Source organism: Photorhabdus noenieputensis, from assembly GCF_018448935.1.
Taxonomy (GTDB): domain Bacteria; phylum Pseudomonadota; class Gammaproteobacteria; order Enterobacterales; family Enterobacteriaceae; genus Photorhabdus; species Photorhabdus noenieputensis.
In genome coordinates this window covers 112,168-126,134 of the sequence record NZ_RCWC01000005.1, presented here as the reverse complement: position 1 = coordinate 126,134, position 13,967 = coordinate 112,168, and the positions used below count along the sequence as shown (strand labels likewise).

Annotated in this window: 13 protein-coding genes and 1 pseudogene; 9 read left to right on the top strand and 5 right to left on the bottom strand. The window is 42.8% G+C overall.

Features of this window, described 5'->3' with window-relative positions:
- Position 1: 1 nt before the first annotated feature.
- A complete protein-coding gene (gene dnaA, locus EAE91_RS05995) occupies positions 2 to 1,390 on the bottom strand; it encodes a chromosomal replication initiator protein DnaA (protein WP_118987636.1) in 1,389 nt (462 codons plus the stop codon).
- Positions 1,391 to 2,082: 692 nt separating this feature from the next.
- Here dnaA and rpmH point away from each other — a divergent pair.
- The 5 genes from rpmH to mnmE all read left to right on the top strand — a co-directional run bounded on the left by rpmH (position 2,083) and on the right by mnmE (position 5,951).
- Complete coding sequence (rpmH, locus tag EAE91_RS05990) at positions 2,083 to 2,223, top strand: 50S ribosomal protein L34 (protein WP_000831330.1); 141 nt, start codon at positions 2,083 to 2,085, stop codon at positions 2,221 to 2,223.
- A gap of 16 nt (positions 2,224 to 2,239) precedes the next feature.
- Positions 2,240 to 2,599, top strand: coding sequence for a ribonuclease P protein component (rnpA, locus tag EAE91_RS05985; RefSeq protein ID WP_214052846.1), 360 nt, complete (start codon positions 2,240 to 2,242; stop codon positions 2,597 to 2,599).
- A complete protein-coding gene (gene yidD, locus EAE91_RS05980) occupies positions 2,563 to 2,823 on the top strand; it encodes a membrane protein insertion efficiency factor YidD (protein ID WP_075489364.1) in 261 nt (86 codons plus the stop codon). Before rnpA ends, yidD begins: the two co-directional genes overlap by 37 nt.
- A 2-nt stretch (positions 2,824 to 2,825) precedes the next feature.
- A complete protein-coding gene (gene yidC, locus EAE91_RS05975; RefSeq protein ID WP_214087684.1) occupies positions 2,826 to 4,466 on the top strand; it encodes a membrane protein insertase YidC in 1,641 nt (546 codons plus the stop codon).
- Positions 4,467 to 4,586: 120 nt separating this feature from the next.
- Complete coding sequence (gene mnmE / locus EAE91_RS05970) at positions 4,587 to 5,951, top strand: tRNA uridine-5-carboxymethylaminomethyl(34) synthesis GTPase MnmE (RefSeq protein ID WP_214087683.1); 1,365 nt, start codon at positions 4,587 to 4,589, stop codon at positions 5,949 to 5,951.
- A gap of 226 nt (positions 5,952 to 6,177) precedes the next feature.
- Here the strand turns inward: mnmE and EAE91_RS05965 are convergent, their stop codons facing one another.
- The 3 genes from EAE91_RS05965 to EAE91_RS05955 all read right to left on the bottom strand — a co-directional run bounded on the left by EAE91_RS05965 (position 6,178) and on the right by EAE91_RS05955 (position 10,396).
- Positions 6,178 to 7,347: an RNA-binding domain-containing protein gene (locus EAE91_RS05965; RefSeq protein ID WP_339918494.1), complete on the bottom strand. Its 1,170-nt coding sequence runs from the start codon at positions 7,345 to 7,347 to the stop codon at positions 6,178 to 6,180.
- Positions 7,348 to 7,424: 77 nt separating this feature from the next.
- A complete protein-coding gene (locus EAE91_RS05960; RefSeq protein WP_214087681.1) occupies positions 7,425 to 10,088 on the bottom strand; it encodes a TrlF family AAA-like ATPase in 2,664 nt (887 codons plus the stop codon).
- 68 nt (positions 10,089 to 10,156) lie between these two features.
- The gene (locus EAE91_RS05955; protein WP_041381254.1) at positions 10,157 to 10,396 is read right to left on the bottom strand and encodes an HTH-like domain-containing protein; all 240 of its coding nucleotides are present in this window, start codon (positions 10,394 to 10,396) and stop codon (positions 10,157 to 10,159) included.
- A 522-nt stretch (positions 10,397 to 10,918) separates the two neighbouring features.
- Between EAE91_RS05955 and EAE91_RS05950 the strand changes: the two genes are divergently transcribed.
- Positions 10,919 to 11,323: a DUF1240 domain-containing protein gene (locus EAE91_RS05950; protein WP_247983028.1), complete on the top strand. Its 405-nt coding sequence runs from the start codon at positions 10,919 to 10,921 to the stop codon at positions 11,321 to 11,323.
- A gap of 271 nt (positions 11,324 to 11,594) precedes the next feature.
- Here EAE91_RS05950 and EAE91_RS24925 read toward each other — a convergent pair whose 3' ends face one another.
- Positions 11,595 to 11,741 carry a hypothetical protein gene (locus tag EAE91_RS24925; protein WP_376744753.1) on the bottom strand — a complete coding sequence of 49 codons (147 nt, stop codon included), beginning with the start codon at positions 11,739 to 11,741 and terminating at the stop codon, positions 11,595 to 11,597.
- Here EAE91_RS24925 and trmE point away from each other — a divergent pair.
- The 3 genes and pseudogenes from trmE to EAE91_RS05930 all read left to right on the top strand — a co-directional run.
- A pseudogene (gene trmE, locus EAE91_RS05940) lies at positions 11,735 to 12,043 on the top strand (tRNA uridine-5-carboxymethylaminomethyl(34) synthesis GTPase MnmE); the annotation flags it as partial. The gene EAE91_RS24925 and the pseudogene trmE sit on opposite strands and share 7 nt — an antisense overlap.
- 140 nt (positions 12,044 to 12,183) lie before the next feature.
- Complete coding sequence (locus EAE91_RS05935; protein ID WP_214087680.1) at positions 12,184 to 12,465, top strand: helix-turn-helix domain-containing protein; 282 nt, start codon at positions 12,184 to 12,186, stop codon at positions 12,463 to 12,465.
- A complete protein-coding gene (locus tag EAE91_RS05930) occupies positions 12,465 to 13,784 on the top strand; it encodes a type II toxin-antitoxin system HipA family toxin (protein ID WP_214087679.1) in 1,320 nt (439 codons plus the stop codon). Before EAE91_RS05935 ends, EAE91_RS05930 begins: the two co-directional genes overlap by 1 nt.
- The last annotated feature ends 183 nt before the right edge of the window (positions 13,785 to 13,967 follow it).

Genomic DNA, 13,967 nt, shown 5'->3' with positions numbered 1-13,967 from the left:
ACTAGGAAGACAATGTTCTGATTAAGTTAGAAAAATCCTCTTTGATGTCGTGACTTTCTTCACGCAATTGCTCGATTTTACGACAAGCATGCAACACAGTTGTGTGGTCACGTCCACCAAAGGCATCCCCGATTTCAGGCAAGCTGTGGTTGGTTAACTCTTTTGCCAGCGCCATTGCCATTTGCCTTGGACGGGCAACGGAACGGGAGCGCCGTTTGGAAAGTAAATCGGCCACCTTGATTTTATAATACTCAGCGACTGTTTTCTGAATATTATCAATGGTAACCAGTTTTTCTTGCAGTGCTAACAGGTCACGTAATGCTTCACGTACAAAATCAATAGTAATTGCTCGACCGGTAAAATTGGCATTTGCTATTACCCTGTTCAATGCCCCTTCAAGCTCACGGACATTAGAACGCAGACGCTTGGCTATAAAGAAAGCAACTTCTCCGGGCAACTGGATTTCGTTTTCGTCAGCCTTTTTCATCAAGATAGCGACACGGGTTTCCAGTTCCGGTGGTTCAATTGCAACGGTTAACCCCCAGCCAAAACGGGATTTTAACCGATCTTCCACCCCATTGATCTCTTTTGGATAGCGATCTGATGTCAGAATAATCTGTTGATTACCTTCCAATAATGCGTTGAATGTGTGGAAGAACTCTTCTTGAGAGCGTTCTTTATTGGCAAAAAACTGAATATCATCGATCAGTAATGCATCGACAGAGCGGTAATAGCGTTTGAACTCTTCTATTGCATTATTTTGTAATGCCTTGACCATATCCTGAACAAAACGTTCAGAATGCATATAGACCACCTTGGCATTTGCCTTACGTGCCATAATACTGTTGCCTACGGCATGTAATAGATGGGTTTTACCCAACCCCGTACCACCATAAAGAAATAGTGGATTATAAGCACCGCCGGGATTATCAGCTACCTGCCTTGCCGCAGCGCGAGCAAGTTGGTTGGATTTACCTTCAACAAAGTTATCAAAAGTATGTTTTGGGTTAACATTAGAGCGATAAGATAGCTCTGGTTGTACCGCAGTGTTATCCCAACTAGGGCGTACTGATGTGTTTTGTGGTGCAGGTGCAACCGGCGTGTGAGCAACAACCCTTTGTGGTGGGCTATCGTTTTGGGAAACGGGTTTATTGCCAACTTCAAAACGTAATAATGGTACTTCTGCTCCACAGAAGTCGTTCAACAACCCATTGATGTTGTTGATATACTTCTCTCTTACCCAATCCAGAACAAACCGATTTGGGGCATAAAGTGCCAGAGTGTTACCGCTTAGCTCTGCCTGAAGGGGGCGTATCCACATACTGAATTCTGTGGCAGGTAATTCATCCTGCAATCGGGCAAGACATTGCTGCCAAAGCGAAAGTGACACGGTGGACTCCCCTAAAACAAGGCCAATTAACAATTAAAGAAATCGGAGTGGTTAGCTCATTATATTGGGTACAAAACAACGACTCCTCTAAGGTGAGGAAGGATCAATTGTCATGTGTATGGCGATTTTTAATGTCATCGCTCCCCCCATGATCCGAGGATAAGATCCAAATCATGGCTGGGGATCATAGCGCAAAAGACGATATAGATCTTCATTCTTTTACACAGTTTAAGCGCTTTTTATCCACAGGATAAAATTGTCTGTGAAATATAGGGCTGTAAAGGGGTTGTAGTGAAGTTATGGCGGCGGTCAAATGCAGATCGAGAATAAGTTGATATTTAAAATAAAATCGGACTAAGGATCATAACAGAAAACGAAGATCTGCCGGTGATCGTTGCGCTTTGTTCAGTAGTCCGTATAATGTTGCACCCTATATGCGATGCCAGAGTTTTTTACCGATAATTCTTGGTGAAGGTTTCTGGTGTACGCATGGGCAGAGTGTTGGTAAACATCCAACTCAGTAGAAAAGCCGGCCGACTTTGTGTTATGTAAATTGACTCAGAGCTGTACATTTTATTACAATCCCGCTTCTTTTATATTGATGTTGCGATTGAGGCATCGGTGTCTATTTCTCACTGGCTGCCAACGCATTTACTGAATCAGTAATAATTTTAAGTTAGGTAGAAATCGCTATGAAACGCACTTTCCAACCATCCGTACTGAAGCGTAACCGTTCTCACGGCTTCCGCGCTCGTATGGCTACCAAAAATGGTCGTCAGGTTCTGGCTCGCCGTCGTGCAAAAGGCCGTGCTCGTCTGACCGTTTCTAAGTAATAAAGCTAACCATCTAGTGGTTACGCTCGCTTTTCCGAGGGAGTTACGCTTGTTAACTCCCAAGCATTTCACTTATGTTTTCCAGCAACCCCAACGGGCAAGTTCGCCAGAGATTACTATCCTTGGTCGCCTGAATGAGCTGGGGCATCCCCGTATCGGTCTTACTATAGCCAAGAAAAATGTTAAACGTGCTCATGAGCGTAACCGGATTAAACGGTTGGCCCGTGAAAGCTTCCGTTTAAACCAACATAAGTTGCCTCCTATGGATTTTGTGGTATTGGTTAAGAAAGGTGTTGCTGAGCTTGATAATCGTGAGTTAACGGAGGCGTTGGGTAAATTATGGCGTCGTCACTGTCGTTTGGCTCGCGCTTCCTGATCGCATTAATCCGGGGATATCAGTTGGTCATAAGCCCGCTGTTGGGGCCTCGTTGTCGCTTTAATCCTACATGCTCTCAATATGGCATTGAGGCATTATGCCGATTTGGGGTGATAAAAGGCTGTTGGTTAACGGTGAAACGCATATTAAAATGCCACCCTTTACATGAAGGTGGTGATGATCCTGTCCCACCCGTAAAAAACAACGATAACAGAGAACACTAACGATGGATTCGCAACGTAATCTTCTTCTCATCGCTTTGCTGTTCGTTTCTTTCTTGGTCTGGCAAGCATGGGAAACAGATAAAAATCCGCAGCCAACGACAGTACAGGCCACGCAACAAACGGATATGCCGAGCAGTGAGAATCAAGCTGTACCAGGCAGTGGAAAAGGTAAACTTATCACGGTTAAAACTGATGTGCTCTCTTTGACCATCAATACTCGTGGAGGTGATATCGAAGAGGCTGACCTGTTAGCCTATCCTGATACCTTGGGTTCAAACCAGCCATTCAAGTTATTGGAAACAACATCAGCTTTCACTTATCAAGCGCAAAGTGGGTTGACGGGGAAAGATGGTCCAGATAATCCGCTGAATAGTGAACGCCCGCTGTATACCGCAGCACAGGATAGCTATGTATTGGCTGATGGGCAGGATGAATTGCGTATCCCGATGAATTTCGTCACTAAAGATGGCATTGTTTATGTTAAAACATTTGTCCTGAAACGTGGTGAATACGCGATTAGTGTGGATTACCATATTAATAACACGACGGAAAAACCGTTACAGATGACTTTCTTTGGTCAGTTGAAACAGAGTGTTGAACTGCCAAAGCATCGTGATACAGGCAGCAGTAACTTCGCACTGCATACTTACCGTGGTGCAGCCTATTCTTCAGACGATACCAAATACAAAAAATATAGCTTTAGCGATATTGAAGGTGAACCTTTGTCTGTGGCCACCAAAGGTGGCTGGATTGCCATGTTGCAGCAATATTTTGCTACCGCTTGGGTTCCCGTGGCAAATGAAACTAGTACTTTCTACACTGCCGCATTAGGTAAAGAGATGGCTGCGATTGGCTATAAAAGTGCGCCAATCTCTATTGCGGCTAATAGTGAGAAAACTATCTCCTCTACATTGTGGATTGGCCCGGAAATTCAAGATGAAATGGCCGCTGTAGCGCCTCACTTGGATCTGTCGGTAGACTATGGTTGGTTGTGGTTTATCTCTCAGCCATTATTTAAGCTGTTGAAGTTCCTGCATGGTTTTATTGGTAACTGGGGCTTCTCCATCATCGTTATCACCTTTATTGTGCGTGGTATCATGTACCCGCTGACCAAGGCACAATACACGTCAATGGCGAAAATGCGTCTGTTACAGCCGAAATTGGCGGCTATGCGCGAGCGTATTGGTGATGATAAACAGCGTATGAGCCAAGAAATGATGGCACTGTATAAAGCAGAGAAAGTGAACCCACTGGGTGGTTGTTTGCCTCTGTTGATCCAGATGCCAATCTTCCTTGCTTTATATTACATGTTGATGGGTTCTGTTGAATTGCGTCATGCGCCATTTGCTGGCTGGATTGATGACTTGTCTGCGCAAGATCCTTACTACATCCTGCCATTGCTGATGGGTGTGACAATGTTCATCATTCAGAAAATGTCTCCGACAACAATTACAGATCCGATGCAACAGAAGATTATGACTTATATGCCTGTCATATTTACCATATTCTTCCTGTGGTTCCCATCAGGTTTGGTTCTGTACTATATCGTCAGTAACCTGGTGACAATTATCCAGCAGCAATTAATTTATCGTGGGTTGGAAAAACGCGGCTTGCATAGTCGTGAGAAAAAGCCAGCGAAATAAAACATAGCTTCAGCCAGAATGAATATATGCTGGCCGTTGTAACAGTTAAGGCGGTCATTGACCGCCTTAACTGTTTGAGTGAAAAGTAATTTGAGCGAAAAAGTCAATAGAGGGATAACCATGAATACCACAGATACGATTGTTGCTCAGGCTACCCCACCAGGACGAGGAGGGGTTGGTATTTTGCGGGTTTCCGGCCCGAAAGCCGCGCAGGTCGCTGAGGTGGTATTAGGTAAATTACCCAAACCCCGTTATGCAGATTATCTACCATTTCGTGATGTAGATGGCCGGGTACTTGATCAGGGGATTGCTATTTACTTTCCGGGGCCGAATTCTTTTACTGGAGAAGATGTACTGGAGCTTCAAGGGCATGGTGGGCCGGTTATTCTCGATTTGCTGCTTAAACGTATTCTGATTCTGCCTGGTGTGCGAATCGCTAACCCAGGTGAGTTTTCTGAACGCGCTTTTCTTAATGACAAACTGGATTTAGCTCAGGCGGAAGCCATTGCTGACCTGATCGATGCCAGTTCGGAGCAAGCAGCCCGTTCAGCGATGAACTCCTTGCAGGGCGCTTTTTCTACTCAAGTTCATCAAATGGTGGAAGCACTTACTCACTTACGAATCTATGTAGAAGCGGCTATTGATTTTCCAGATGAAGAGATTGATTTCCTTTCTGATGGGAAAATCGAAGCTGAGTTGGATGAAGTGATAGTTGAGCTTGAGCGAGTGCGTTCTCAGGCACGTCAGGGCAGCCTTTTACGTGAAGGGATGAAAGTTGTTATCGCCGGTCGCCCTAATGCAGGAAAGTCCAGTCTACTTAATGCATTAGCAGGTCGTGAAGCGGCGATTGTGACGGATATTGCCGGTACAACCCGTGATGTGCTGCGTGAACATATCCATATTGACGGTATGCCGTTGCATATCATTGATACCGCGGGTTTGCGTGAAGCCAGTGACGAAGTTGAGCGTATTGGTATTGAGCGTGCTTGGCAGGAAATTGAGCAGGCTGATCGTGTACTGTTTATGGTGGATAGTACGACAACGAACGCGGTTGAACCTGTGGAAATCTGGCCTGAATTTATGGCTCGCCTGCCTAAATCGCTTCCTATCACAGTCGTTCGTAATAAGACAGATATGACCGATGAAGAGACAAGTATTGCAGAAGCAAGTGGTTACTCACTGGTTAGACTTTCTGCCCGTAGCGGTGAAGGCATCGATTTATTGCGCGATCATCTAAAAGAGACGATGGGTTTTAGCAGTAATACCGAAGGTGGTTTCTTGGCTCGTCGTCGTCATTTACAAGCATTAAATACCGCAGCAGAACATTTACAACAGGGCCATGAACAATTGGTGATTGCCCGTTCGGGTGAATTGCTGGCAGAAGAGCTGCGTCTGGCGCAGCAGGCGTTGAGTGAGATCACGGGTGAATTTACCTCCGATGATCTGCTAGGAAGGATTTTTTCGAGTTTTTGTATTGGGAAGTGAAGTAGTCATTTTTAAAGTGTAACGCTTCAAAATCCATCGAAACATATCAAACATAACGCACTGTTATATATAAACTTTTATATATAACAGTACTTTCTTTTTTACTTCGCTTTGATCTGTTTTACCAAAATACTATCGCGCATTGCAAAGTCGTTTTCCGATTGCTTTTAAAAAAATAGCGCCAAATACAGTGCGGTATACGCTGTTCTAACAGCCACAACATCTGTTACCGAAACAAGATTGTTTTTAAATGATCGTCTGTCAAATCAAACTCAGGATCTTTACCTGTTAATGCTTTCGTTAGGGGCATAATTTTTGTCCTCACACCCATTCCTCGGTAATCGACATAGCCATAATCACGTAATACTTCCATGACAATGATATTTCTGGGTGAACGCTGTCCTGCTTTCATTTTTTCTACCGTCATGGAGTTTGGTAACGAACCTGGGCTAATTACTTCAAGCCGGTCGGAATAACTAGATACCTCAATTTCAACAAAACGCGTCCAATCGCGGTGCGCCAGCGCATTGACCAATGCTTCTCTAACGGCCTCAAGTGGATAAAACCACTGCGTCTCTCGCCTTAACTCTTCATTCACCTGATCAGACTCTTGAGAAATAAAGGGACTCATAGCCTCTATAAATCTTTCAATAACGCCGCCATCGACTAGCCGTTTATCACCATTTTCAAGATCCCAGCGCCCGACCATTGGGCCATCAATGATGTCATCCAACGCAGCTTGGTATTCCTTATCTTCACCATGAAATACCATGACTCGTAAACCCGCTTGTTTGAGATAGCGTCTCGGGCTTTTACCAAATAACACCAAGCCAGCTATTGTGCAGCAAACACTGCCTGCGGCTTCGGTTAAAAAACCCAGTCCAAGTAGCCTTGTTTGCCATTCATCAGGCGTTTTAGGTACATCGGGATCTCGTAAGATGTCCTTTACATAATTGGTTAGGCGAGCGTCATCCAAACAACTCATATCTGTACGAGGCACAGGCATTACTTCGGTATGCAGCATTCCACCCAATTCGAACAATCGCATCTGCTGCTCTCTAGTTGCCAGCCTCGATGTTGTCCCAACACGAATATAGATTTCCTCTTTTCCGCTATGGCGAACGACGTAGGGCTTCGAAATGCCGATGGGAAAGCTAATGATAGCAACCAGTTTGCCATCATCCAATTTCACTTCTTCGTAAAACGGCAGAATCATCGGATGAATTTTGCCCTGAAAGACATTCATAACCCACTCTTCAAGAGAGTGCCTTTGTACGCCACTAATAGTGCCGTCATCTTCCACACCCAGCAGTACCCGTCCCCCTTGAAAGTTGGCCATAGCAACAACTTCTTTGGCTAACTGCTCAGGACGTATATCATCTCGCTTAAACTCCACACCTGAGTTTTCGCCATTGGCAATAATTTCCAACAATTCTGTTTTTAACATCGTTCTCTCCCAAGGAAGTAAAGCATTCAGTTAAAGCCGTACTTTTCACGGCGTTGATTAAACGCACTCTTACCACCCTCCAATATATCTGCCGCTAGTTTTTGCACTTCGGGCATATCGATCGCACCCTGCTGTTCTGGCAGGATCAACCCTTTGTTATCTTCCACACTCAGCACACCAATCCATTCCGCGTCACCAAATACCGGAATATTGGCGTTATGGGTTGCGAACAAAAACTGCCGGCTTAGTTTGGTTCTGCGCAGCTCAGCAACTATACGCTCAGCAATAAAGGCGTTATCAAGGTTATCCTCCGGCTGATCAAGGATAAGCGGATCTGGGTTGTCCAATAGCAACAGGTGCAAAATTGTTGTACATTGTTGGCCGGTCGATAGTTCCCCAATTGGGCGGAAAACGGCCTCCCGTTCACCGTGAGTGATATTCAGCTCAATCCCCATTGTATCGGGAAGCAGCAACTCTTCTAGCTCAAGCAGTTTACGCTCAGGCAAACGGCTTAACGCTCGTACAACGGAATTAGATATACCGAAATTAGAGGTTAATTCAGCTTCACCTTGGCGAATAGTGGCAGCAAGATTAGCGGGTGTGAACTCACCCTCTAAAACCCACGTTAGTCTTTCCTGCCCAACACCTTCCAAGTTGCAACCACTCAGGAAATTCACTAGTTCTTGGCGGTTACCTTTAGAATTCAGGCTAAGGCGTACCTTTTGATCCAACTTGCGAGTGAGCCGTTTAACCGAATTCTGCATGGCGCTAGCACGTGCACTGGTCTGCTGATCTAATTCAAGCAATAGTTTCTTCCGCTGACTATAGAGCTCGTTGAGTTGGGTTTGTCGGTTTTGCAAGGCAGTTTCTTTTGGGCGGATCTGTTCAATTTGCTTTAGTAAGGTTTGATATTCAGCACCAATCTGCCGACCCGTTTTACCCTGACTTGCAGGTATGTCTTTAAACGCATTTTCAAGTTGTTGTTCTTCCGCTCGCAACCTTTCCGACAGTTGTTGCTGTAGAGGAAGTAAATCACCCGAGGCTTTACTGGAGAGCTCTTCAACCCGGATTAAACATTGAGTTAAAGAGCTCTTTAACATTTCTAAAACTTGACGCTTTTGTTTTAAAAGATCTGAGTGTGGTAATCCTTCTAAGCTGGCGTCGCTTAAAAATACTGTATCTGGCAAACTGTCTTTTAAGATGTTGATAGCTTCTTTTATTCGAGTAATTTCTTCATTAACTCTCTCACTCAGTTGTTTTTCCTTTTCCAGCTTTGGAATCACTTTCAACTTTTCATCAATACCCAGCGCTTGGAATTGTTTAGCCTGATCCAATAACTTGGGTAAGCGCTCAACTTCTGCCTCAACATCTGCTTTTTGGCTAAGCGCACGAATAATGGTTTCACGATTATCCTTAAGGCTCTCTAGCACTTTGGCTATGGTTTTATCAAACTGTTCGTGCTCACCTTCCAAGAATCGTTCAATAAGGAGGTTTCGGCTTTGCACATCCCGAGTCATTTCATAAATTTCATTCTGACCGTACAGCTCAACGCCAGGCAGTAAATCTTTGGGGTGATAAGGTGAAATTCTGCCGTTTTCATTCTCCACCACTACTGGCTGGTTTCCATATTTGCGGCTCACCGTAAATATGCGGCCATGCATGGTTGCAGAGCGAACTCTTACTTCAACCATACCTTTTTCGAGACCTAAGTTATTTTTTACAATAGCGTCATGCTGAGCTTTCGATGCTTTACCAAAAGGTTCTAAATCAAAAGTATAGCGAATACACTCCAGCAGGGTTGATTTGCCCGTACCTCTACCACCAATCACCGCGTTTAAGTGATCCGATAATTCAATATCCATACCATCAAGATAGCCACCGACAAAACGAACACGTTCGATAGCTGACGCATAGTTTTCCGATTTGTCTGAATTTAGCCGCACTCTGGAGCCAGCATCTAAAAAAGCTTGCTTGAAAGAAGTGAAACAGGGCTTGGTCATTTTAATTAAACAAGAAGCGCCATCAGCTTTAATATCTTCAGGCTTCGCCACATCAGCGGCATTGATGGCAGCCATTTCCCGCTCGCGGTGATAGTTATCATCCTTATTCAGGAAAACTTTACGATAAAAGTCGCTCTCTACACTCTTTAAATCCTCAACTGGACCTGGGATCTGAGCAGCCAACAGCCCTTTATGTTGCCAAATATGATTCATCCGCCGTTTTAACACGCCATCATCATTAGTACAGTGGGCCGCGAAAATGAAACCACCCTTATCGTTTACGTAATTAATAATATCCGTGGCAGATTTCTGCACTGGGGCTTCCGGCTGGTTTATATCCACACCCAATGCGCCCAAATGCATTTTTATCAGATCAGCCGAAGCTGATTCATCAAATAAGCAAACGAAGTGAATTTTCTCACTGGAGGCAACTTCAAAGCCGGGGAACACCACGATTCCATGTTGTGCAAAGAGATCTCTGATCTTTTCAAAACCATTCACCGACCCATGATCAGCCAGGCCAATGACTTTAATTTCCATCTCTAGCGCAGCATTTAACAATTGCTGGTTATAGTCATCTTCAGAAAGCGCCTGTTGCTGCCCCCGATATTTTATGTAGCCTGAAGAATTTACCTGCAATGCACACTTGAAAAAACGTGCTTTAGCGTACTTATTGGTCTGAATAGTCATACTTATACTCCACTTATACAGGCATATTCATCGTTCAGGTCTTGGTAATTTACATCGATAAAATTGTTTTAAAGCAGATCTGTATTAAGTCCTGCGGTTTTCAAACGCTGCGTCAAATTGCGCATTTTACTGAATTCAGTGCCAAAACTCTGGGTAAGCCCAACACCTTCACAAAAGTCTTTAGCTGTAATGTTCTTCAGCTCATCGGCATACTTAATCATTTGTAGATGTAGTTCAGCCGTGTACTGATTGCGTGGCGCATTCGCTAAAACCTGCTTGATCCTTTCATAAATATCTTGTTCGTTTATCATAACCTTTACCATCGAACATCTAGATAATTTAGCTAAATTATATAATTTATATGCGTACCGCAAGGAAAACTGTAGTTGCGTTGGTAAACGTTCTAGACTATTTGCAAATAGAATGAATATCTGTGCATGTTGATCGCAAGTATTCATCTGACAACAGTTGGATAATGCGGCTGCCTCAGGAAGATTTTTGCCAAACGCAATTGCAGCCACTTATCATCTTATCGAACAGATTAAAACAGAGTGTCAATCCTCAACAGGTAAACTTGATCCAGCTCCCAACAATTCAGAAAAATTAAAGAAAAAATAGCTAAGTCCGATAAAATATGAAATAAAATTTCAATAAGATATATTATACAGATGGAGTTATAAGATGAAGTATGATCCACGGTTAAAAACATTTGTTGATAATAATTACAGATTAGAAGATTATCTTAATTTTAAAAAACATAAAACATAAAAAAACAAATCCGACACTATACCATCCGGATCAGTTTTTTAATATGTGGGGTAGATATAGCCGTGGATAATATAAATGAAAATAAAGCAAAATTATATTCTGGAATTTTATTGCTTCTTTTTATGGCAGTGTTATCTATATTTTTTTCATTGAATGATTATATCGATTTTTTTAAGCATGATAGTGTTATTATATTCTCATGGAAAAGCGCGGGAGCTATTTGGTTTAGTCCTGTGTTGATTTATATTTCTTTTATTTTATATAGAATATCATTGGGTAAAGTGAAACATCTTAATAGTAAAATTGGGGATTATATTTCATGTGTATCAATAATAGGGTTTATTCTTACTTTGTTTGTGTCTTTTTATGTTGATGATAAATTAAAGTCTGAAGGATATTTAATCTGTAGTAAATCATCATGGATGGCTCAAAATAAGTATGTTAAGGATATTTCTCTTTGTCACTAATAATATGTTTTTTATATGATTAGTGTTTTGTTTTTATTTAATGATTTCTATTTTCCTATATGATATAAGCAGATGTGCCGGTTGTTTAATAAATTAACTATACACCCTAACATATAAGTAAAAATTACAATGGTAATATAAATCAAGAAATAGCAATCTAAAATGTTGTTTGTTAATTTTATTAAATTTGAACGTAAAAAGTGATTTAAATCACCTTTTTTATTTGGTTGTCTTCTTTAAAATTGAAATGTAAAGAGACAACGAGATAACATTACGACCATCTAAGGTTGCTTTTTTGATTTAATTCCTTAATGGTTGGTTTTAAAAGTAGCTTATTCAAATCTTCAAATTGTAAATATTTATCTTCAATTCCGAACATGGTTCTAAAGTCACTAAGGCTAACAAGTCTGTTCCCTATTTCGACTTTCTGCCCGTAGCGGTGAAGGTATCGATTTATTGCGCGATCATCTAAAAGAGACGATGGGTTTTAGCAGTAATACCGAAGGTGGTTTCTTGGCTCGTCGTCGTCATTTACAAGCATTAAATACCGCAGCGGAGCATTTACAACAGGGCCATGAACAATTGGTGACTGCCCGTTCAGGTGAATTGCTGGCAGAAGAGCTGCGTCTGGCGCAGCAGGCATTGAGTGAGATCACGGGTGAATTTACCTCCGATGATCTGCTAGGAAGGATTTTTTCGAGTTTTTGTATTGGGAAGTAAGTGGGTAAAAGGCAGAAGTGAGGTTTTTTTACCGGTTATAACAGGTAAGATTATATTTACCGTCTATAGCGTGTAAAAATTGATTTACCTGCCATAGCGTGTAACAATGAGGTTAACTGTTCAAATTGGTTGACCTCAATATGAAAGTGACTAACTCGAAACAACTTAGCGTGTATTTAAAAGATATCAGGCTTACTCAAAAACTTTCTCAGGGCAAAGTGGCAAGCAAAGTGGGTATTCGGCAGGACACGGTATCAAGCTTTGAGCTGCACCCAGATTCTACCAAACTGGAGACCTTCTTTAAGATTATGTCGGCGTTGAATTTAGAACTCGATATCCGGCCAAGAAACGTTGCTAAGATAAATTCGTCAGTGGAAGATGATTGCACAACGTCGGACCCGGTGTGGAAAGAGGAGTGGTAATGGCAGCACTGGATGTCTACATGAATGGTTATCGGGTTGGAGTATTCACCAAAGCCAATACTGGTTCCCACCATTTCAAATATGATGAGTCCTGGCTTAGGTTATCGGGTAGTCGTCCCATTTCACTGTCTATGCCTCTGCGTCATCAAGCTTATCAGGGTGACGAGGTATATAACTTTTTCGATAATCTACTGCCGGATAATCCGGAAGTCAGAAGAAGAATTGTTGCTAGGCACAATGCTGAATCAACTCAACCTTTTGATCTGCTGGCTAAAGTTGGTCAAGATAGTGTAGGAGCTTTGCAATTGGTACCGCAAGGTACATCCGCTAATGATATCAAGAGGATTGAATACAAGCCCTTATCCAAGGTGGAACTAGAGAAAGTGCTAACTGGCTACCAAGCTGGTGCGCCATTGGGGATGATCGAAGAAGAGGAAGATTTTCGTATATCCATTGCTGGCGCACAGGAAAAGACAGCGCTTTTAAATATTGATGGAAATTGGTGTTTGCCATTAAATGCCACGCCGACAACACACATCATCAAACTTCCCATTGGTAAAATTGAGAGTCATTCACATTCCATTGATATGTCTGAAAGTGTGGAAAATGAATATCTGTGCATGTTGATTGCCAGGATGTTTGGGCTGCCTGTTCCTCACTGCTTAATGATGAAAGTGGGAGAGATAAAAGCATTAGCGGTAGAACGATTTGATCGCAAGTACTCATCTGACAACAGTTGGATAATGCGGCTGCCTCAGGAAGATTTCTGCCAAACCTTGAGCGTGCCTTCGGCGAAAAAGTATGAGAGTCATGGTGGCCCTGGGATTCCCGAGATCATGTCCTGCCTCTTGGGTTCGGTTAAAGCCGAGACTGACCGTTATGAATTTATGAAGATCCAGGTATTATTTTGGCTGTTGGCCGCCACAGACGGCCATGCAAAAAACTTTTCGCTGTTTATTGAGGCTGAGGGGCATTATCGGCTAACGCCTTTTTATGACATTCTTTCCATGTACCCTGTATTCGGAGGTAGAGGGCTTCATCCCCGAGATGCCAAATTGGCGATGGGGCTAACTGGGACGAGAGGTAGGAAGTACAACATAGAGCAGATATTCCCAAGGCACTTTTTTCAAACAGCCAACGTCGCTGGATTTGATAAGGATTCGATGGCAAGAATTCTTACTGAATATGCTGAGACGGTTGATACCGTTGTCATGAATGTCAGAGACCAGTTGCCGATAGATTTCCCTGTTCATATCAGTAATTCGATATTGGGAGGGTTACAAGCCAGAGCAAAGCGCCTGAAAATTGGGTGGGATTAACATTCTCATCAACATTATCTACAGCAAGCGCCATATAAATATGGCACCTACTCACATTATGGGTATATATACCCTATGGATTTCGAGATGCATCGCGACGGCAAGGGAGCGAATCCCCGGGAGCATAGGTAACTATGTGACCGGGGTGAGTGAGTGCAGCCAACAAAGAGGCAGCTTGAAAGA